The organism is Burkholderia cepacia complex sp. TUM26381 (genome assembly GCF_057439935.1).
This window is the reverse complement of record NZ_CM172006.1, coordinates 889,759-908,869: the sequence shown is the minus strand read 5'-3', so window position 1 is coordinate 908,869 and position 19,111 is coordinate 889,759. Positions and strand designations below refer to the sequence as shown.

Below are 19,111 nucleotides of genomic sequence, written 5' to 3'. Positions count from 1 at the left end.
TCAGACCGGGCGCGCGTGCAACGCGCGCGCCCTGCTCCGGTCAGTCGTGCGGCGCCTGCCCGTGCGCCACCATCACGCCGGGCTCCACATACCCGAGCAGGCCCGCATAGGTTTCGGCGCTCGTCCACACGATGCGATCGAAGTACGAATTGAACTCCCGCAGGAGATTGAGCACCGGCGGCGGCGCATCCGCCGTGACGACCATCTCGCATCGCTGCCCCTGCCGCCACGCTTCCTTCAGTTGCGCGATCGACGGCATCGACTTCGCGTCGCTCGAAAAATGCGTGACCGGCCCGGTTCGGTCGCGTCCGTCGCAAAGCCACCTGCCGGCAAACTGCCGCCGGACGATATTGGTTCGCCTGAACTGACCGACGCTATCCGATGACGTGACGGAGCGTGTATGGATCCGGTGCCGATAGAGCGGCTCGTGGAGGTAATGGAAGCTGCCGAACTCCGCGATCTTCAGCGCCAGCTCCCAGTCCTGGATGCCGGAATAGGCATCGACCGACCCGCCGGACTGCAGATACGCACGGCGCCGGATCACCTTCAGATGCGATGCGACCATGCCGTCGAGCAGGTCGTCCTTGATGCTCGCATCGTTCCTGAACGCAATGGCCGGATAGCCGCCGTAGTCCGCGCGCCGGATCTCGTCACCGCTTTCGTCGATGTCGAACCGGTCGGTGAACAGGTAGTCGCATGGCTGCCCCTGCGTCAATACCTGGGCGACACGGGACAGCGCGCCGGGCGCCAGCGCGTCGTCGCAATCGACGAACGCGACGTATTCCCCGGCCGCCTGTTCGACCGCTTCGTTCTGCGTGCGCGAAATACCCTTGTTTTCGCTGTTGAGGACGATCCGCACGTTCGGGTGAGTGCCCTGCAGCGCACGCAGCAGCGCGGTCGTGCGCGCATCGGGAGAACAGTCGTCGACGCAGATGATCTCGAATGCGACGCCCTGCTGTTCGATCACGGACAGCAGGCAGCCGTCGATGTAGTCGAAGTGGTTGTATGCCGGGATCACGACGCTGATCAGCGGTGCCGCCGACGTCGGCATCTTCGCGATGGCGGCCTGCAGTCGGGCAAGCTTCTGCGCGTGCAGATCGGCGGGAGCGGCCGGCGACGCGGCGGCCCCCGATCCGGTTGCATGCGCGTGGCCGCGCAACTGCGCGATTTCCTCGACGTACGCCGGATGCTTCCGATAGAAATTCTCGAACCAGTCGACCGCCGATTCGAAGAACGCCGGTTCGCGCGCGGACACCATCGCGTCGATCTTGGCGGCTGCATGCAGCCAGCTCTTGCCCATCTTCACGTACGATCGGCGCATGCTTTGCGCATGCTGCCGGTAAATCGCATTGTGCGCGTTGAGGTAGGCCATGCGTGCGCCGCGCGCACTCAGGCCGCACCAGAACAGCCAGTCTTCCTTCGCGCGCGCGGACGTGTCGAACGGCGCGTCCATCAGCACGGTCCGGCGAAACAGCGCGCAGTGAATCGGAATCGCGAAGCCGCGCTCCCATTTGTACAGAAAATCGGACAGGCCGAGCGCCGAGTGCGCGATCGCTTCGTCGTTCTTCGAAAAGACCGAGCGGGTGTCGTCGCACAACAGGAAGTTGGACACCGATACGTCGAGCGCATTCGCCACCTGGAAATGCGCCACCTGCAGGTCGAGCTTCGGCGGAACGATGAGGTCGTCCGCATCCAGCAACTGCACGAATTCGCCGGCCGCGGCCGCGATCCCCGTGTTGCGCGCGCCCGAAAGCCCCGCATTCTGCTGCGCAATCACCCGCACCGCGGGCGACAGCGCTTGCGCCGCACGCAGATGGATATCGGTCCGGGGTGCCGTGCTGCCGTCGTCGACGACGATGATTTCCAGCGGCCCGCGATACGCGTCGAGGACCGACGAAATCGACTCGTTCAGATACTGCGCCTGATTGAAACAGGGGATTACCACCGATACGAGCGGCAACGACGGATCACGCGAGTCGTCAACGCCCGACTCTTTCCGGTCAGCTCCCATAACCTTCCAACTCCTTGACATGCTCGACGAACCGCTGCCACGTATGGCGCCCGTCGATCAGCTCGACGAGCGCGCGGGCGCGCGCTTCGGCTTCCTGCGAATTCGAAATGACGGACTCCATCGCCGCGCGATAATCCGCAACCTCCGGCTTCTCGGACAGCGGATATCCGGTCGAATCCGATATCAGCTCGCCCACACCGCCCACCGTCGGCGCGATGACCGGCACACCCAGCGTCCCGATCTCGAGCAGGATGTTCGGCATGCCTTCCCACTTCGACGTGAAGATGAAGCCCGTGTACGCACGTTCGCGCACGAGTTCTTCCGGGGACGTGAACGGCCCCATCAGATGCAGATTCGCGAGATCGGGCAGCTGCTCGCTGACGTTCACGACCGCCTGGCCATAGACGTAGAAGTCGATGTGCGGGCATGCCTGCACGAGCGCCAGCAGCAGGTCGACACGCTTCTCCTTGTCGAGCCGCCCGGCCCACAGAAATGCCGGGCGCTGCCCCGCCAGATCCTGCCCGCGGCTCGCGATACGCGCGAGCGCCCGGGCCTTCCATCCGTCGGTCGCCATCCGGCTGGGGTTGTACACCGCATGCAGCTTGTCGCCCTGCTGCCCGAGGTTGTATTCGGCGCGCGCATCGGTCACGAAGCGCTGGTTGTCGGACAGCAGCGCGGTCAGCGCCGGCAGCCCCGGCTGCAGGAAATAGGCCGCGTAGCCAATCTTGCTCTTGCCGTCCTCCGCGAACTGGAACGCAAAAATGCTGGCGAACAGGCGCGTGACTTCCTTGAGCCGGCCCCCCTGCGAGATGACCGCGTTCCACGCGACTTCGCTGTTGATGTTGTGGAACACGGCGGGCCGGATCGCCAGCAGCATGTCGTACAGGAGCGCCTGCTTCAGCGCGTACGAATCGTCGCCCGTGAAATCGCGCAGGACGACCACATGCACGCCTTCGATCCGCGCGACGCGCTCGTCGACCAGGTCGCGATCGGCGACGACGATCAGGATCTGCCGATCGGGATGGATCTCGCGCAACGCTTTCGAGAAATTGAGCGCGACGTTCTCCGCGCCGCCCGTTCCGAGGAACGGCACTGCAATGACATGGCTGACGTTACGCACGCCCCGCTGCGCGAGATCGAGCAGCAGGTGCTGCAGGCGCGACTCGCGCGCATGGTCGAGCAACTTTTCGCGCCGGACCGCCGAGCGCAACGCCTGACGAATCGACTTGCCCTGACGCAACGACGTGATAACCGGCGAAATGGCCTTGCGAACGCGCCACTTCGCCTCCTGGCTCACCGGCAGGCGATGGTAGACGCGTTGGGCAAAGTACAGAAGATGCTGGTATCGCGGCATGGTTAGATATCTTGAATCATTCGCTGGTGCACGGGCTATCGGCTCAGGCGCCGGTACAGATTATCCGCCTTGCCCCAGATGGTGCCCCTGACACGATCGAGTTCCGTCTGCGCGTCGGCCAGGCTGGCGGCAAGCCGCCCTTCCCGCTCGGCCGCGGCGCGCAACTCGGCCCTCGCGTGTTCGAGTTCCGCGGCGATGCGCTCGCGCTCGGTACGCGCCTGATCCAGTTCGGCAAGCGCGCGGTCGCGTTCGACGCGAATCAGCAGTTGAAACGTCGCGGCGTCGCCGGACGCCTGCGCGTCCACCGCGGGCGCCGAACCCGCGTACTCGCCCTCCGGCCTCGACAGCCGCTCGCGAACCGCGGCAAACGTCTGCGGCGACCAGCCGGATGCGAGTCTCGTCACGAACGCGGTCAGTTCGGCATTGAAGAACAGATGCGGCGGAATCCTGAACGTGTCCTCGTGACGGTCGTACACGCGCAGCATCTCGATCAGCTCGAGAAACCGCCGCCAGTCGCCGTCGATTTCGAAGAAGCGGCCGACGAACGACTCCATGCTCTTGCGGAGCAGGTCGAAGCGCCCGATCCGCTCGAGGTACGGATGCACGACACCGCCGGAGATGTCCGCATACTCCCACATCAGCGCATCGCGATTGCGATGCGTGATGTTGCCGCCGTGCGCACGATACAGCAGGAGCGCGTCCTTCATCACATGGAACCGCGCGCCGCCGGCGAGCGAACGCAGCCAGAAATCCCAGTCCGGCGAGTAAGTCAGATCCTCCCGGAACAAGCCGATACGGTCGTGCGTGGACTTCCTGACCAGCACGGTCGAATGGCACAGGTGGTTCTCCCACACCCAGCTGTCGGGTGCATTCAGGTCGAGATCCTGATTGAACCACGGCGCATAAAAGCACTTGTCGGCATCGACCGGCTGGCTCGATGCATCGATCTCCGCCATGAAGCTGCCGCAGATGTCGACGTCCGGATGTGCATCCAGGAACGCCACCTGCGCCGCCAGCTTTTCGGGCACGAACACGTCGTCGGAATCCAGGCTCGCGATGAATTCGCCGGACGCGAGACGCAGCGCCGTGTTGTACGCCGCGCACGCGCCCTGGTTCCGCTCCTGGCGCACCGCGCGAATCCGCGGGTCGTCGAACTGCTGGATGACCTCCCAGGAATCGTCGGTCGAACAGTCGTCGACAATGATCAGTTCCCATGACGCGTACGTCTGGGACAGCACCGACCGAATCGTCTCCCCGATGAATCTGCCGTAGTTGTAAGACGTCGTGAGAACGCTGACACGCGGCCGCGATTCCCCGGTCGAATAATTATTGTTTGCCATTGCAGATGTATTGAATGATGTCGACGATGCGATTCGCCCCGTCTTCCCCAAGCTCGCCGTATAACGGCAACGCCAGCACTTCGCGGGACACGCGCGTCGCAACCGGCAGGCGGCCCGGATCAGCGCTCGGCAGCGCGCGGTAGCAATTGTGCTCGCTGCAAAGCGGGTAGAAATAGCGCCGCGAAAACACGTTGAACTGCTTCAGCGTGTCGTACAACTGGTCGCGCGACACGCCGCATGCCTGCGGGTTCACGCGCACGATGAAATACTGCATGCTGTGGCCGACGTTCGGCGGCAGCCGGAAGCACGTGATGCCGGGAATCTCGTCCAGGCGGCTCAGGTAAACCTGCGCCACGCGTTGCCGCGCGGCATGCTCCGCATCGTAATGGGCGAGATTGACGAGGCCCAGTGCCGCCTGCACTTCGTTCATCTTGCCGTTGGTGCCCGGCATGATGACTTCGGTTTCGTTCAAGATGCCGAAATTCTTCAGCAGATCGACACGCCGCTTCATCGCTTCGTCCGCCATCGCCAGCCCGCCGCCCTCGGCCGAATGAAACAGCTTCGTCGCATGGAAGCTGTACATCGTCGCGTCGCCGAACTCGGCCACCGGCTTGCCGTCGATTTCCGTGCCGAACGCGTGCGCGCCGTCGTAGAGCACCTTGACGCCGTACTGCTCGCGAATGCGCTCGAACGCCTTCACGTCGCACGGCATCCCGTAGACGTGCACGCCGAGCACGCCCGTCGTGCGCGGCGTGATCAGCGCTTCGGCCACGGCCGGATCGATGGTCAGCGTGTCCTCGTCGATGTCGCAGAACACCGGCGTCACGTTGTTCCAGTGCAGCACATGCGGCGTCGCGGGAAACGTGAACGGCGTCGTGATGACTTCACCGGCGAGCCGCAGCGCCTGGCAGGCGACGAGCAGCGCGCTCGTCCCGTTGTTGAACAGCGAGAAATGCCGGGCGCCGAGCCGCTTCGCGAGCGCGGCTTCCAGCGCGACGTGCTTCGCCCCGCCGTTCGTCAGCCACGCGCTGTCCCAGATGTCTTCCAGCTGCGACGTGAACTCGCCGAGCGGCGGCAACATCGGTCTCGTCACATAGATCGGATTGGCGAAACCATCCGGCTTTTGTCTCATAGGGCGCTCCTGATTGATTCCTCGTGCGGATCCGCACGCCGGCCCCGGCGCCGGATCCACTGCCGGCCAACGCTGCGTCAGGCCACCGTCTTCGACAACAGCCGCGTCTGGACCTTGTTGTCGAAATGCACGGCGCCATACAGCGGCAGGTAGGTGCCGCGCGAGACGTTGAACTGCACGGCGATCGGCACATGATCGCACGTGTCGACCTGGCCGATGCTCAGGTCCGTCGGCACCGACGTCGCCGCGCTGATGCTGTAATCGCCGCCGCGCAGCGACACCTTGAACGTCCAGTCGACCACGTGAACTTCGCCCGCGTGCAGGTCGTACAAATGCGCATGCTCGAGACCGGTGTCCGAGTACGCGATATCGAAGCCGTTCTTGTCGCGCAGGTGATAGCCGAACGCGAGCAGCGGCAGATCTTCCTCGATGCTCACGACCATGCGCAGCGTCACGGTGTCGCCGTACGTGACCTGGCGCGTCGCGCGGCCCTGTTCGTTCAGCAACTGCACGTTGACGAAGCTCGCGCGGCCGTTGCGGATCCGCTGGAACGCCGCCTGCTTCTGGAACTCGTCCGCACCGTCGTTGAGGCCGGCGTCGAGTTCGGCGATCTGCGCCGCCGGCGCATCGGCGTCCTCGATCACGTGCTGCTTCTTGCGGACGTAGGACGAGTAATACGATTCGATCACATGGTCCGTCGAGCCGACGGCCAGCATGTTGCCGTGATCGAGCAGGATCGCGCGGTTGCACAGCGCCTTCACCGAGCCCGGATCGTGGCTGACGAACAGCAGCGTCGTGCCGCGATCCATCAGCTTCTTCATCACGGCCATGCACTTTGCCTGGAACAACGCGTCGCCGACCGACAGTGCTTCATCGACGATCAGGATGTCCGGATTGACGTGGATCGCGACCGAGAATGCCAGGCGCACGTACATGCCCGACGAATAGGTCTTCAACGGCTGGTTGACGAAATCGCCGATCTCGGAGAATTCGACGATCGCCGGATACTTCTCTTCCAGCTCCTCTTCGCTCATCCCGAGAATCTGGCCGTACAGCATCACGTTCTCGCGGCCGGTGAATTCGGGGTTGAAGCCCGACCCGAGTTCGAGCAGCGCGGCGACCTTGCCGTTCGTTTCGACGTGGCCGGCGCTCGGCGAGAGCGTCCCCGAGATCACCTGCAGCAGCGTGGATTTTCCGGAGCCGTTGTGACCGACGATCCCGATCGTCTCGCCACGTGCGATGTCGAACGAGATGTCGCGCAGCGCCCAGAATTCCCGGTAGTACTGCTTGCGGGCGCCGAACAGCATCTGCAACAGGCGCGCGCGCGGGCTATCGTAAATATGAAAGACCTTGCTCAGGTCCTTCACGCTGACTGCGAGATCAGAGGACATCTGCGAATCCTTTCCTCGTGCGATTAAACCATTGGTAGCCCAGCGCCGCGACGACGACACTGACGACCATCATCAACAACACACCGGTCCAGCTCGGCACGGTCCCAAAGATGACGACGTTGCGGCTTTGCTCGATGACGAACGCGAGCGGATTCATCCCGACGATACGCTGGTAATGGGCCGGCAACGAGCTCACCGGGTAGAACACCGGCGTCAGGAACATCAGCACCGTCGTTACGAGCCCGATCGACTGGCCGATGTCCTGGATGAACACGCCCAGCGACGCCAGGAACCAGCAGACGCCGAGGGTAAACAGGATGAACGGCAACACGATCAGCGGGAAATACACGATCGTCGCGTGCACGGGGAAACCCAGCACGAGCATCGCGAGCACCAGCACGCAGAAGCTGATCCCGGCATGGAACAACGCGACGAGCAACGCGACGACCGGCAGCACCTCGAGCGGGAACACGACCTTCTTCACGTAGTTCGCGTTACTGATGATGAGCGACGGCGCACGGTTCACGGCTTCCGAGAACACCTGGAACATGATCATCCCGACGAACAGCACGACGGCGAATTCGGTCTTCGAATCGGATCCGGTGTTCCAGCGCGCCTTGAAGATCACGCTGAACACGAACGTGTAGACGGTCAGCAGCAGCAGCGGGTTGAAGAACGACCACAGCAGGCCGAGCACCGAGCCGCGATAGCGGCCGACCACTTCGCGGCGCGCCATTTGGAGGATCAGGCGGCGATGCCGCCAGATGGGGAGTGATGGTTGAATGAGTTCCCGCATGACAATCTCTAGCTAGGTCATGCCGCACGCACGACGCGGCATGAATTGGGATGTGCGCCGCCCGGGCCGGGCGGCATCAGGCATCGAACAGTTCCGCGAGGACAAGCGCAAGCCCGTCCGACCACTGCGGCCGATGCAATCCGAAACGCTCGTCGAACCGCGTGTTGTCGAGCACCGAAAAGGCCGGACGCGCGGTCTTCGCCGGATAGTCGGCCGCGGGGATCGGCGTCACCTCGCGGATCGACAGGTCGACCTGCGGGGACAGGCGTCTGGCGCCGGCGAAAATGGCTTCGGCAAACGCGTGCCACGTCGTCTCGCCCTGCGCCGTCATGTGATACAGGCCGCTCGCGAACGATCCCGCCCGCCGCTCGGCAAGCGCTTTCGCCGCCGCGTGCGCGGTCAGGTCGGCAATCATGCGCGCGCTCGTCGGCGCGCCGAACTGGTCGCTGACGACGGACAGCGTCTCGCGACTCGCGCCGAGCCGGAGCATCGTGCGCAGGAAATTCTGCCCGCGCGACGCATACACCCACGACGTGCGGAACACGAGCCAGTCGCCGCCGGCTGCGGCGATCGCCTGTTCCCCGGCCAGCTTGCTCGCGCCGTAGACGTTCAGCGGGCACACGGCGTCGCTTTCGGCATACGGCGTCCGCTTGCTTCCGTCGAACACATAGTCGGTCGAGAAATGGATCAGCAATGCGCCGCGCTTGCGGGCGGCCTGCGCGAGCGCGGCCACCGCGTCGCGATTGATCGCGAACGCAGCGTCGGGCTCGTCCTCGGCGCGATCCACCGCCGTATAGGCGGCCGCGTTGACCACGAGATCGGGCGCGAGCGCGTCGACATACGCGCCGACGGCAGCCGCGTCGCCGAGATCGACGGCGTGACGCGTCGCGGCGACCACCTCACCCAGCGGCTGCAGCGCGCGGACGAGCTCCCACCCGACCTGCCCGTTCGCCCCCGTCACGAGAATCTTCATGCGTAGGTCTCCAGATCCGCCAGCACGGTGCCGGCGAGATCCTTCGGCGCGACCACCGGATCGCCGTCGAGCGGCCAGTCGATGCCGACCTGCGCATCGTTCCACAGCAGCACGCGCTCGAATTCGGGATACCAAAAATCGGTCGTCTTGTACTGGAACGTCGCCGTCTCGGACATCACCAGGAAGCCGTGCGCAAATCCGGCGGGCACCCACATCTGCAGGTGGTTTTCCGCCGACAGCACGCTGCCGACCCATTTGCCGAAGGTCGGCGACGAACGGCGCAGATCGACGGCGACGTCGAACACGTCGCCTTCGACGACGCGGACCAGCTTGCCCTGCGCATGGCTGATCTGATAGTGCATGCCGCGCAGCACCGATTTGCCCGAGCGCGACTCGTTGTCCTGAACGAACTCGACATCCGCAACCTGCTCACGGAATTCCCGCTGATTGAAGCTCTCGAAGAAGTACCCGCGAGCGTCGCCGAAGACCCTGGGTTCGATCAGCTTGACGTCTGGAATTGCCGTGGAAGTTACCGTGATTGCCATAGGATCTTTTCCGTCAGTAGGTTCTTCAGATATTGCCCGTACCCGTTCTTGGCGAGCGGCGCAGCAAGCTCCAGCAGGCGCTCGGCATCGATCCAGCCCAGTCGGTATGCAATTTCCTCCGGACACGCGACCACGAGGCCCTGACGTTTCTGCAAGGTCGCGATGAAAGCCGCGGCCTCCATCAGCGAATCGTGCGTGCCCGTATCGAGCCACGCATAGCCGCGCCCCATGATCTCCACCTGCAGCTTGCCGGCCGCGAGATAACGGGAATTGACGTCGGTAATTTCCAGTTCGCCGCGCGCCGACGGCTTGATGTCGGCCGCAATGTCGCACACGTCGTTGTCGTAGAAATAGAGGCCGGTCACGGCGTAGCGCGAGCGCGGCTGGAGCGGCTTCTCCTCGATCGACAGCGCGCGCATCTGGTCGTCGAATTCGACGATGCCGTAGCGCTCCGGATCCTGCACGTGATAGGCGAACACGGTCGCGCTTTCGGTGCGCGCGTTGGCCGCTAGCAGCTGCTTGGCGAGATCGTTGCCGTGGAAGATGTTGTCGCCGAGCACGAGCGCGCTCGGATCGTTGCCGATGAAGTCACGCCCGATGATGAACGCCTGCGCGAGCCCGTCCGGCGACGGCTGGACCGCGTACTGCAGGTTCATCCCCCACTTCGAGCCGTCGCCCAGCAACGCCTGGAAGCGCGGCGTATCCGCCGGCGTCGAAATGATCAGCACGTCGCGAATGCCCGCGAGCATCAACGTCGAAAGCGGGTAGTAAATCATCGGCTTGTCGTACACCGGGAGCAGCTGCTTCGACACCGAGTAGGTAATCGGATAGAGCCGCGTGCCCGAGCCGCCGGCGAGGATAATGCCTTTACGTGCCATCGATCAGACCCTCACGTGCGTTGCGCGTAGTTGGTTTCGACCCACTTGCGGTAATCGCCCGATGCGACGTCGTCCACCCATGCCTGGTTGTCGAGGTACCAGCGCACGGTCTTCGCGAGCCCCGTCTCGAACGTCTCTGCAGGCTTCCAGCCGAGCTCGCGCTCGAGCTTGCGCGCATCGATCGCGTAACGGCGGTCGTGGCCCGGACGGTCCGTCACGTAGGTGATCTGCTCGCGATACGAACCCGCCGCCTTCGGCCGCGCCGCGTCGAGCAGATCGCACAGCGTATGCACGACGTCGAGGTTCTTCTTCTCGTTCCAGCCGCCGATGTTGTACGTCTCGCCCGGCACGCCGCGCGCGAGCACTTCGCGGATCGCACTGCAGTGGTCGCCGACGTACAGCCAGTCGCGCACGTTCTGGCCATCGCCGTAGACCGGCAGCGGCTTGCCTGCGAGCGCATTCGCGATCATCAGCGGAATCAGCTTCTCCGGGAACTGGTACGGGCCGTAATTGTTCGAGCAGTTCGTCGTGAGCGTCGGCAGGCCGTACGTATGGTGATACGCACGCACCAGGTGATCGGAGCCGGCCTTCGTCGCCGAATAGGGGCTGTTCGGCGCGTACGCGGTCGTCTCCGAGAATTGCGGATCGGTCGCGGACAGCGACCCGAACACCTCGTCGGTCGACACGTGCAGGAAGCGGAAGGCCGCCTTGTCCGTCTCGTTCAGGCCGTTCCAGTGCATGCGTGCCGCCTCGAGCAGCGTGAACGTTCCGACGACGTTGGTCTGCACGAAATCGGCCGGCCCGTGGATCGAGCGGTCGACGTGGCTTTCGGCGGCGAAGTGGATCACGGCGCGCGGCTTGTGCGCGGCGAACAGCGCATCGAGTGCCGCGCGATCGCAGATGTCGACCCGGGCGAACACATGATCCGGATTCCCGTCCAGCGGCGCCAGCGTACGCAGGTTGCCCGCATAGGTCAGCTTGTCGACATTGAGCACGGCCTCACCGGAAGCCGCCACCCAGTCGAGTACGAAATTGGCACCGATAAAACCCGCGCCGCCGGTAACCAGGATCATGAAACTTCCTCTAGTAATAATGTGCGGCGCGCCTGGCAGACGCGCATCGCACTCCCTGTCATGTCACAGTGGCCAAGTCTCGGCCGATCAGGCCCGGCATTTTAACCGGTCGCCATGACCGGCAAAGCCACGAGATGTTAATTTCGGAGCGAAAATGACAATTATAGGAATCCAGTCGGCGCCAACTCCATGCTGCTAACAACTTGATACAGCGCCCCGGCCCTTTGCGTCACGAAAAATCGCATGCCCCGCACGTGCTCCGACGGGGAACGACTGTTGCGTCGCGCGTGTGTTTATGCGATTTTTTTCTCAGTTCATCCCGATTCGTCACGATCCGACCCTCATGCTTCCGACCCCCATCGCCATCGGCGACCTCCAGGGCTGTCATTCCGCTTTCCAGGCGCTGTACGAAAAGCTTTCGGCGCCCGCCGGTACGCCCCTGTGGTTCGCCGGCGACGTCGTCAACCGCGGGCCGGGCTCGCTCGCCGCGCTGCGCGCGCTCGTCGACCTCGGCCCGCGTGCAACCGTCGTGCTCGGCAATCACGACCTCCACCTGCTCGCGGTTTCGGCCGGCCTGCGCACCGAGCGCCCGGGCGACACCATCGGCGAAATCCTCGACGCGCCGGACGCCGACGCGCTGCTCGACTGGGTCCGCCACCGCCCGTTCGTGCATGCGGAGCACGGGATGCTGCTCGTGCACGCGGGCGTGTTGCCGCAATGGGATACCACGCTCGCGCTCGAACTCGCGGACGAGCTGCAGCGCGCGCTGCGCGCGCCCGACTGGCGCGACACGCTGCAGAAGCTGTACGGCAACGAGCCCAATCAATGGAGCCCCGATCTCAAGAAGCGCGACCGGATGCGCGTCGCATTCAACGCGTTCACACGCGTGCGCTTCTGCACGCCCGACGGCGCAATGGAATTCAAGGCGAACGGCGGCCCCGACAGCGCGCCGCCCGGCTACCTGCCGTGGTTCGACGTGCCGGGGCGCCGCACGGAGGACGTGACGGTCGTGTTCGGACACTGGGCCGCACTCGGCCTGATGCTGCGCGAGAACCTGGTCGCGCTCGATTCGGGATGCGTATGGGGAAACCAGTTGTCGGCCGTACGGCTAACGGCCGATCCGGCGCAGCGCACGGTCACGCAGGTGCAATGCGAAGCATGCCGCTCGCCGGGCGGCGAGTGACGGCACGCCGGTTCGCGTGAACCGGCGGCGCGTCAGCCCTCGCGCCCCGGCACGGGCTCGTCGGCTGCCGCCTCGCCTGCCCCGCCGGCACCAAGCTCGGTTGCCGGATACGCATGCTTCTGCAGCTCCGCGAGCGACTCGGCCGACGGCTTGCCGACCCTCTCCTGCAGCGTCGCGAGCGCCGCCGCGATCGCGTCGCGCGCCGCCGCGGACGTGGTCCGCCGGTCGCCGCCCGGCGCGATCGGCTCGCACACGTACAGGTGCGCGACGAGCGGGCCGCCGCGCAGCACCATGTCGAGCGACTTGCCGAGCGACAGCTCGCCCGTGTAGGCCGGCGCGACCGACTGCCGCCGCTGCGCGTCCTCGTACATCAGGCAGATCGGCTGCACCGCGCAGCCGGCCGATACCGCGGCCTGGAACAGGTTCGCGTGGAACGGCAGCAGCGCCTGGCCGTCGGACGTCGTCCCTTCCGGAAACACGCACATCAGCCCGCCGTTGCGCAGGCGCTCGGCCATCTCGTGCATGATCCGCATCGCCTCGGTGCGCTTCTCGCGCTGCAGGAACACGGTGTCGAGCTTCTCGGCGAGCCAGCCGACCACCGGCCACTGCCGCACCTCGGCCTTCGACACGAACGGCGTCGGCCGCCACGCGTTGACCGCATAGATGTCGAGCCACGACACGTGATTGCCGACCACGAGCGCGCTCGCGTCGAGCCGCGCGCCGTCGTTGTGGACGACGAGGCGCATCCCGCAGATCCGCAGCATCTTGAGCGACCAGCGGCGCGTCATCTCGGCGCGGCGCGCGGGCGTGACGTGCGAAAAACGCAGCGCGACGGTCGCCATGCCGCGCAACAGGTGAATGACGAGACGCAGCTTGCGAATGGCGGTCATGGCGAAGGTCCGGCGTGGTTCAGTGGCGCTCGAACGCGACCTGCCCGGCCACGAGCGTCGCGCGCACGGTAGCCGGCAGTTCGTAACCGAGGAACGGCGAGTTGTGGCCCTGGCTCTTCAGCGCACGCGGCTCGACGCGCCAGTGTGCGCGCGGGTCGAACACGCACAGATCGGCCGCGCCGCCCTCGGCGAGGCGGCCTGCCGGCAACTGCAGCACATCGGCCGGCGCGGACGTGATGCGGCGCAGCGCCTGCGCGAGCGGCGTACGCGTCTCGTCCGCCCACTTCAGCGTCAGCGACAGCAGCAGCTCGAGCCCCGTCGCGCCGGGCGTCGCTTCGCCGAACGGCAGCAGTTTCTCGTCGTCGTCGACCGGCGTGTGATCGGAGCAGATCGCATCGATCGTGCCGTCGGCGAGCGCCACGCGGATCGCTTCGCGATCGCGCTCGCTGCGCAGCGGCGGATCGAGCCGGAACTGCGAATCGAAGTAGCCGATGTCGACGTCGATCAGATGCAGATGGTTCACGCCGACGTCGCAGGTCACCGGCAGCCCTTCGGCCTTCGCCTCGCGCACAAGCGCGAGGCCGGCCGCGGACGACAGACGCGCGAGGTGCACCCGCGCGCCGGTCACGCGCATCAGTTCGAAGATCGTGTGCAGCGCGATCGTCTCGGCCGCGACCGGCACGCCGGACAGACCGAGCCGCGACGCGAGCGCCCCGCTCGCGGCGACACCGCCGCGGCCGATGAACGCGTCGAGCGGACGCAGCCACGTCGTGTAGCCGTAGGTACTCGCGTACTGCAGCGCGCGCAGCAGCACCTGCGTGTCGCGCACCGGCACGTTCGCATGCGTGAAGCCGACGCAGCCGGACTCGGTCAGCGCGACCATCTCGGTGATCACTTCACCCTTGAGGCCGACCGTCAGTGCGCCCAGCGGGTGCACGTTCGCCTGGTGCAGGTTGCGCGCACGGAACTTGAGCATCTCGACGAGGCCCGGCTCGTCGAGCACGGGGTCGGTATCCGGCGGACACACGAGCGTCGTGACGCCGCCCGCGACGGCCGCGGCCATCTCGGACGCGAGCGTCGCCTTGTGTTCGTAGCCGGGCTCGCGCAGCCGCGCGCACAGGTCGACGAGGCCGGGCGCGACGATCAGGCCCGTTGCGTCGATGGTCTTCGCGGCGTTGAAATCGGCCGGCGCCTTGCGGTCCTCGGCGATCGAGACGATCTTGCCGGCCGCGACGAATACGTCGGCCTGCCGCTCGGTGCCGGCGACCGGATCGATCAGCGTGCCGCCTTTGATATGAATCTTCATGCGCTGTCAGTGAATGCGTTGTTTGCGTGAATAAGGATGCGCGAAAGCGGGCTCAGTCGCTGTTGCCGGCGACGATGCCCATCACCGCCATCCGCACGGCGATGCCGAACGTGACCTGGTTGAGGATCACCGACTGCGGGCCGTCGGCGACCTGCGAATCGATCTCGACGCCGCGGTTCATCGGGCCCGGGTGCATCACGATCGCGTCGGGCGCGGCGAGCGCGAGGCGCTCGGGCGTCAGGCCCCACGTCTTGAAGTATTCCTGCGCGGACGGCAGCAGCGCGCCGCTCATCCGCTCGTTCTGCAGGCGCAGCATGATGATCACGTCGACGCCCTTCAGCCCTTCGTCGAGGTTGTGGAACACCTTCACGCCCATCTGCTCGAGCCCGCCCGGCAGCAGCGTGCGCGGGCCGATCGCGCGCACTTCCGGCACGCCGAGCGTGGTGAGCGCGTGGATGTCGGAACGCGCGACGCGCGAATGCAGGATGTCGCCGACGATCGCCACGCGCAGCTTCGTGAAGTCGCGCTTGTAGTGACGGATCGTGTACATGTCGAGCAGGCCCTGCGTCGGGTGCGCATGGCGGCCGTCGCCGGCGTTGATCACGTGCACGTGCGGCGCGCAGTGCTCGGCGATCAGGTACGGCGCGCCGCTCGATGCGTGGCGCACGACGAACAGGTCGGCATGCATCGCCGACAGGTTGTTGATCGTGTCGAGCAGCGATTCGCCCTTGCTCGTCGACGACGCGTTGATGTTCAGGTTCAGCACGTCGGCCGACAGGCGCGTCGCGGCGATCTCGAAGGTCGTGCGCGTGCGCGTCGAGTTCTCGAAGAACAGGTTGAACACGGACTTGCCGCGCAGCAGCGGCACTTTCTTCACTTCACGGTCCGTCACGCTGACGAACTGCTCGGCCGTATCGAGGATGTGATTGACGATCGAGCGCGGCAGGCCCTCGATCGACAGCAGGTGCTTCAGCTCGCCGTTTTTCGTGAGCTGCGGGTTGCCCTTCAGGAAACCGTAGCGGAACCGGTCGGGGCTCGCGGCCGCAGCGGGATTGCCGGTGCGGCCAGTGGTGTCGGTGGTCATGGTATGCGTGATTCCAACTATGCAAACGGGCCGCGGTGCAAACCAGCGGCCCGGGATACGGTTCGCGTGTCGTTCAGGCGCCGTGCGGATCGACGCTCAGCGTGAACTGCGCGTCGTCGCGCGCGAGCACGAGCGTCGTGCCGGCCGGCACGTCGAGCGTACCGCCCGCGAAGCGGGCGGCGACCGGCAGTTCGCGGCCGCCGCGATCGGCGAGCACCGCGAGTTCGACCGCGGCCGGACGGCCGTAGTCGAACAGTTCGTTGAGCGCCGCGCGCACGGTGCGCCCGGTGTACAGCACGTCGTCGACGAGCACGATGCGCGCGCCGTCGACGTCGAACGACAGCGACGTCGGGCTGGCCTGGCTGTGCAACCCCTTCTTCGCGTAGTCGTCGCGGTGCAGCGCGACGTTCACGACGCCGAACGCCGGTGCGCCAAGATCGCGCGCGAGACGCTCGGCCAGCCATGCGCCGCCGCTGTGAATGCCGGCGAGGCGCGGGCCGCCCGGTTCGGCGAACGCCGTGCCGTACGCGGCGCGAATCTGGTCGAGCAGGACGCGGTAAAGCGCCTCGGCATCAATGGTGCTCATGGTCGGACAATTGATCGAGATACTGTTGAAGGATGACGCGTGCGGCCTCGGCATCGAGCATCTCCGCGCGGGCACGGCCGCGCACGTTGCGCTCGCGCAGCCCGGCCTCGGCCTCGACCGACGAATAGCGCTCGTCGACCCACGTGACGGGCAGCCCGAAGCGGCCGTTCAGCTGGTTGCCGAAGCGCTTCGCCTGCTGCGTCATGTCGTGCGGCGTGCCATCAGGATGCATCGGCAGGCCGACGACGAGCGCGTCCGGCCGCCATTCGGCCAGCAGGTCGCCGACCGCCTTGAAGCGGTGTTCGCGGTTGAGGTTCTGGATCACGACGAGCGCACGGGCCGAGCGCGTCAACGCGTTGCCGACCGCGACGCCGATCCGTTTTTCGCCGTAGTCGAACGCCAGGAGCGTCGCATCGCGCGCGCTCGCGCCACTCATGCGTGCCCTGCTTCGCCGGACAGCATCGACGAGCTGACGCCGAGCAGGCCGAGTGCGGCTTCGAAACGCTCTTCGGCCGGCGTGTCGAACACGATGCGCGGATCGGCGGCCACGGTGAGCCAGCCGTTGCGGGAAATTTCTTCCTCGAGCTGCCCTGCGCCCCACCCGGCATGGCCGAGCGTCAGCAGGAAGCGCTTCGGGCCGGTGCCCGTCGCGACCGCCTCGAGCACGTCCTTCGACGTCGTCATCTCCAGCCCGCCGTCGACGGACATCGACGAGTTGTAGCTCGCGCCTTCCACTGGCTCGTGCAGCACGAAGCCGCGCTCGGTCTGGACCGGGCCGCCGAAGTACACGGGAATGTGCAGCAGCGGCTCGATGTCGAGCTTCAGGTCGATGCGGTTGAACAGCGATTCGAGATCGATATCGGTAGGACGATTGATGACGAGGCCGAGCGCACCGCGCTCGCTGTGATCGCAAAGATAGACCACCGTTCCCGAGAACGTCGGATCGGCCATGTTGGGCATGGCGATCAGGAACTGGTTGGTGAGATTGATGCGATCGGAAGGCTTTGACATGGTTTGAATTTTAGCAAAGACGCCGCGACCTGACCGGGCCGCGATCAACAAGCAACGCCGCGCCACGCTGGCAACGGCGCGCGCGGATCACACGGCACTCTAACACGCGCGCGGGCGCTGTCGGCAGCGTGTTGCAGGCCCGCGCGACAAGGGGCGCCGCCATGTGCCCGTCCCCTTGTTCGTCAGGTCCGGCCGAGCGCCGTGCCGAGCGCTTCGGACGCCGCGGTAAGGTCCGGCGGCGCGACGCCGGCCGCGATCTTCAGCAGCGCCGCGCGCAGCATGTCGGACGCGTGGCCGTGCGCGTCGACGCCGCCGTCGGCGAGCGGCACGCCGTGGGCGGCACGGCGCCACGCAAGGCCGAGCGTGTCGGCCAGCAGTGCCGCATGGCCGAGCCCGAGCGCGCACGCGGCCGTGCCGACCCGGTAGGCGGCGCCGGACGCGTGCCAGGCCGCGCCTGCATCGGCCCGGGCCGGATCGGCCGCGAGATCGGCCATCGACGCATCGGCCGTCTGCAGGAAATCCTCATAGGCATGCGCGTTGACGGTCACGACGCCGAGCGCGCGGGTCGGCGCGACGGCGAGCGCATCGTGCTCGGCCCGCGCCGCATCGGCCTCCCACAACGCTTCGGACGCGGGCGTGCCGGCCACGTGCCAGTCGACCGTCAGCCCGTAGTCGTGCAGCACGTCGACGAGCGCGACGTCCTCTGCCGCAGCGCCGAACAGCGCGAAATCGCGCCACAGCAGCGCCACCGTCTCGCGCACGAGCGCGGGCGGCGCGCTGCGCCGGCCCTGCGCGTGCTCGCCGAGCAGCAGATTGGTCCGCGCGAGAAAGCGCTTCAGCTCGGGCGCGCCGCTTGCGCGCAGCGCGCGCAGGCAGGCGACCGCGAGCCGCCAGAAATCGTAGGGGCCGTCGTCGGTGAGCGCGACCTGCATCGCGTCGAGCTCGTCCAGCGCAGCGTCGGGCGCACCGTGCTCCGCGCGCAGCACGCCGAGCAGCGCCTGCTCGTAGCGGGCGCGGATCCGGGCCGCCATCGCGTCGGGCAACGCGCGCAGCGTGGCCGGCGGCACCGCGCGGCCGACGAGCGCGAGCGCATCGAGCGGCGCGCTCGCACGCAGGTCGGCGGCGCTTTGCGCGCGCAATGCACGGAAATGCTCGAAGAGAACGGGCGAGCACGCGAGCTCGCGCAGGTTGTGGCGCCCGAGGGCCGCGCGGAAATCGCGCAGCGCGGCACGCCAGCCGGCCGGCGTCGGCTCGGCGGCGACGAGCGGCACGGCGGCCGCCAGTTGCCCGGCGAAACGCGCGGCCGGCAGCCAGCCGGCCTCCGCCAGCACGGCCGCGGCCGCGGAAAGCGGCGCAGCCGCATCGTCGTGCCGCTCGAATGCGTCGGCGGCCGCCGCAAGCCATGCGTCGGCCGCACGCACGGCCCCGCCACGCGGGTTGGGCAGAGCGTCAGGGTGGGGAACGTTCGCCGGATCGGACGTCATGGACACGCGCGCCTGTCATCGTCAAGTCGCTCGCGCGAACCGCGGCGCGCGAGCGCCGGGCCGGTGCGAGGCCT

18 protein-coding genes are annotated in these 19,111 nt (G+C 66.4%); 1 reads left to right on the top strand and 17 read right to left on the bottom strand.

What is annotated here, in order from left to right:
- Positions 1-40 precede the first annotated feature (40 nt).
- The 10 genes from ACWMMN_RS04260 to rfbB all read right to left on the bottom strand — a co-directional run bounded on the left by ACWMMN_RS04260 (position 41) and on the right by rfbB (position 11,493).
- Entirely contained in the window at positions 41-1,945 is a 1,905-nt protein-coding gene (locus tag ACWMMN_RS04260; RefSeq protein ID WP_486423012.1) for a glycosyltransferase family 2 protein, read from the bottom strand.
- Between the two features lie 55 nt (positions 1,946-2,000).
- Positions 2,001-3,365, bottom strand: a complete 1,365-nt coding sequence (locus ACWMMN_RS04255) for a glycosyltransferase family 4 protein (protein WP_059235767.1) — start codon at positions 3,363-3,365, stop codon at positions 2,001-2,003.
- Positions 3,366-3,400: 35 nt separating this feature from the next.
- Entirely contained in the window at positions 3,401-4,756 is a 1,356-nt protein-coding gene (locus tag ACWMMN_RS04250) for a glycosyltransferase (protein ID WP_486423011.1), read from the bottom strand.
- On the bottom strand, positions 4,692-5,837 hold the full coding sequence (locus tag ACWMMN_RS04245) for a DegT/DnrJ/EryC1/StrS family aminotransferase (RefSeq protein ID WP_059235771.1): 1,146 nt from the start codon (positions 5,835-5,837) through the stop codon (positions 4,692-4,694). Before ACWMMN_RS04245 ends, ACWMMN_RS04250 begins: the two co-directional genes overlap by 65 nt.
- Positions 5,838-5,914: 77 nt before the next feature.
- Positions 5,915-7,228 carry an ABC transporter ATP-binding protein gene (locus ACWMMN_RS04240; protein ID WP_059235773.1) on the bottom strand — a complete coding sequence of 438 codons (1,314 nt, stop codon included), beginning with the start codon at positions 7,226-7,228 and terminating at the stop codon, positions 5,915-5,917.
- Positions 7,218-8,024 carry an ABC transporter permease gene (locus tag ACWMMN_RS04235; RefSeq protein ID WP_059235775.1) on the bottom strand — a complete coding sequence of 269 codons (807 nt, stop codon included), beginning with the start codon at positions 8,022-8,024 and terminating at the stop codon, positions 7,218-7,220. The genes ACWMMN_RS04240 and ACWMMN_RS04235 overlap by 11 nt, the downstream gene beginning before the upstream one ends.
- A 76-nt stretch (positions 8,025-8,100) precedes the next feature.
- Positions 8,101-8,997, bottom strand: coding sequence for a dTDP-4-dehydrorhamnose reductase (rfbD, locus tag ACWMMN_RS04230; protein WP_059235777.1), 897 nt, complete (start codon positions 8,995-8,997; stop codon positions 8,101-8,103).
- Positions 8,994-9,542 (bottom strand): dTDP-4-dehydrorhamnose 3,5-epimerase, encoded by a 549-nt coding sequence (gene rfbC, locus ACWMMN_RS04225; RefSeq protein WP_059235779.1) that lies wholly within the window; start codon positions 9,540-9,542, stop codon positions 8,994-8,996. Before rfbC ends, rfbD begins: the two co-directional genes overlap by 4 nt.
- The gene (rfbA, locus tag ACWMMN_RS04220; RefSeq protein ID WP_174994372.1) at positions 9,527-10,420 is read right to left on the bottom strand and encodes a glucose-1-phosphate thymidylyltransferase RfbA; all 894 of its coding nucleotides are present in this window, start codon (positions 10,418-10,420) and stop codon (positions 9,527-9,529) included. Before rfbA ends, rfbC begins: the two co-directional genes overlap by 16 nt.
- 11 nt (positions 10,421-10,431) lie before the next feature.
- Positions 10,432-11,493, bottom strand: coding sequence for a dTDP-glucose 4,6-dehydratase (gene rfbB, locus ACWMMN_RS04215; RefSeq protein ID WP_059235783.1), 1,062 nt, complete (start codon positions 11,491-11,493; stop codon positions 10,432-10,434).
- Positions 11,494-11,836: 343 nt separating this feature from the next.
- On the opposite strand from rfbB, the gene ACWMMN_RS04210 reads away from it, so the two are divergent.
- Complete coding sequence (locus ACWMMN_RS04210) at positions 11,837-12,676, top strand: symmetrical bis(5'-nucleosyl)-tetraphosphatase (RefSeq protein WP_059235785.1); 840 nt, start codon at positions 11,837-11,839, stop codon at positions 12,674-12,676.
- Positions 12,677-12,708: 32 nt separating this feature from the next.
- Here ACWMMN_RS04210 and ACWMMN_RS04205 read toward each other — a convergent pair whose 3' ends face one another.
- The 7 genes from ACWMMN_RS04205 to ACWMMN_RS04175 all read right to left on the bottom strand — a co-directional run bounded on the left by ACWMMN_RS04205 (position 12,709) and on the right by ACWMMN_RS04175 (position 19,037).
- Positions 12,709-13,566, bottom strand: a complete 858-nt coding sequence (locus tag ACWMMN_RS04205; RefSeq protein WP_059235787.1) for a lysophospholipid acyltransferase family protein — start codon at positions 13,564-13,566, stop codon at positions 12,709-12,711.
- A 19-nt stretch (positions 13,567-13,585) separates the two neighbouring features.
- Positions 13,586-14,872 carry a dihydroorotase gene (locus tag ACWMMN_RS04200; protein ID WP_059235789.1) on the bottom strand — a complete coding sequence of 429 codons (1,287 nt, stop codon included), beginning with the start codon at positions 14,870-14,872 and terminating at the stop codon, positions 13,586-13,588.
- Between the two features lie 52 nt (positions 14,873-14,924).
- Positions 14,925-15,956, bottom strand: coding sequence for an aspartate carbamoyltransferase catalytic subunit (locus tag ACWMMN_RS04195; RefSeq protein WP_006476735.1), 1,032 nt, complete (start codon positions 15,954-15,956; stop codon positions 14,925-14,927).
- 73 nt (positions 15,957-16,029) lie between these two features.
- On the bottom strand, positions 16,030-16,542 hold the full coding sequence (gene pyrR / locus ACWMMN_RS04190) for a bifunctional pyr operon transcriptional regulator/uracil phosphoribosyltransferase PyrR (protein ID WP_486423010.1): 513 nt from the start codon (positions 16,540-16,542) through the stop codon (positions 16,030-16,032).
- A complete protein-coding gene (ruvX, locus tag ACWMMN_RS04185; protein WP_011351144.1) occupies positions 16,529-16,978 on the bottom strand; it encodes a Holliday junction resolvase RuvX in 450 nt (149 codons plus the stop codon). The genes pyrR and ruvX overlap by 14 nt, the downstream gene beginning before the upstream one ends.
- The gene (locus tag ACWMMN_RS04180) at positions 16,975-17,553 is read right to left on the bottom strand and encodes a YqgE/AlgH family protein (RefSeq protein ID WP_006491354.1); all 579 of its coding nucleotides are present in this window, start codon (positions 17,551-17,553) and stop codon (positions 16,975-16,977) included. The genes ruvX and ACWMMN_RS04180 overlap by 4 nt, the downstream gene beginning before the upstream one ends.
- A 182-nt stretch (positions 17,554-17,735) precedes the next feature.
- Positions 17,736-19,037 (bottom strand): hypothetical protein, encoded by a 1,302-nt coding sequence (locus ACWMMN_RS04175; protein ID WP_059235796.1) that lies wholly within the window; start codon positions 19,035-19,037, stop codon positions 17,736-17,738.
- Positions 19,038-19,111: the final 74 nt, after the last annotated feature.

Bases quoted from the DNA above. Each gene is read 5' to 3' on its own strand.
- ACWMMN_RS04255 (WP_059235767.1), bottom strand. From the start codon at position 3,365: ATGCCGCGATACCAGCATCTTCTGTACTTTGCCCAACGCGTCTACCAT.
- ACWMMN_RS04245 (WP_059235771.1), bottom strand. From the start codon at position 5,837: ATGAGACAAAAGCCGGATGGTTTCGCCAATCCGATCTATGTGACGAGA.
- ACWMMN_RS04240 (WP_059235773.1), bottom strand. From the start codon at position 7,228: ATGTCCTCTGATCTCGCAGTCAGCGTGAAGGACCTGAGCAAGGTCTTT.
- ACWMMN_RS04235 (WP_059235775.1), bottom strand. From the start codon at position 8,024: ATGCGGGAACTCATTCAACCATCACTCCCCATCTGGCGGCATCGCCGC.
- rfbD (WP_059235777.1), bottom strand. From the start codon at position 8,997: ATGAAGATTCTCGTGACGGGGGCGAACGGGCAGGTCGGGTGGGAGCTC.
- rfbC (WP_059235779.1), bottom strand. From the start codon at position 9,542: ATGGCAATCACGGTAACTTCCACGGCAATTCCAGACGTCAAGCTGATC.
- rfbA (WP_174994372.1), bottom strand. From the start codon at position 10,420: ATGGCACGTAAAGGCATTATCCTCGCCGGCGGCTCGGGCACGCGGCTC.
- rfbB (WP_059235783.1), bottom strand. From the start codon at position 11,493: ATGATCCTGGTTACCGGCGGCGCGGGTTTTATCGGTGCCAATTTCGTA.
- ACWMMN_RS04210 (WP_059235785.1), top strand. From the start codon at position 11,837: ATGCTTCCGACCCCCATCGCCATCGGCGACCTCCAGGGCTGTCATTCC.
- ACWMMN_RS04205 (WP_059235787.1), bottom strand. From the start codon at position 13,566: ATGACCGCCATTCGCAAGCTGCGTCTCGTCATTCACCTGTTGCGCGGC.
- ACWMMN_RS04200 (WP_059235789.1), bottom strand. From the start codon at position 14,872: ATGAAGATTCATATCAAAGGCGGCACGCTGATCGATCCGGTCGCCGGC.
- ACWMMN_RS04195 (WP_006476735.1), bottom strand. From the start codon at position 15,956: ATGACCACCGACACCACTGGCCGCACCGGCAATCCCGCTGCGGCCGCG.
- pyrR (WP_486423010.1), bottom strand. From the start codon at position 16,542: ATGAGCACCATTGATGCCGAGGCGCTTTACCGCGTCCTGCTCGACCAG.
- ruvX (WP_011351144.1), bottom strand. From the start codon at position 16,978: ATGAGTGGCGCGAGCGCGCGCGATGCGACGCTCCTGGCGTTCGACTAC.
- ACWMMN_RS04180 (WP_006491354.1), bottom strand. From the start codon at position 17,553: ATGTCAAAGCCTTCCGATCGCATCAATCTCACCAACCAGTTCCTGATC.
- ACWMMN_RS04175 (WP_059235796.1), bottom strand. From the start codon at position 19,037: ATGACGTCCGATCCGGCGAACGTTCCCCACCCTGACGCTCTGCCCAAC.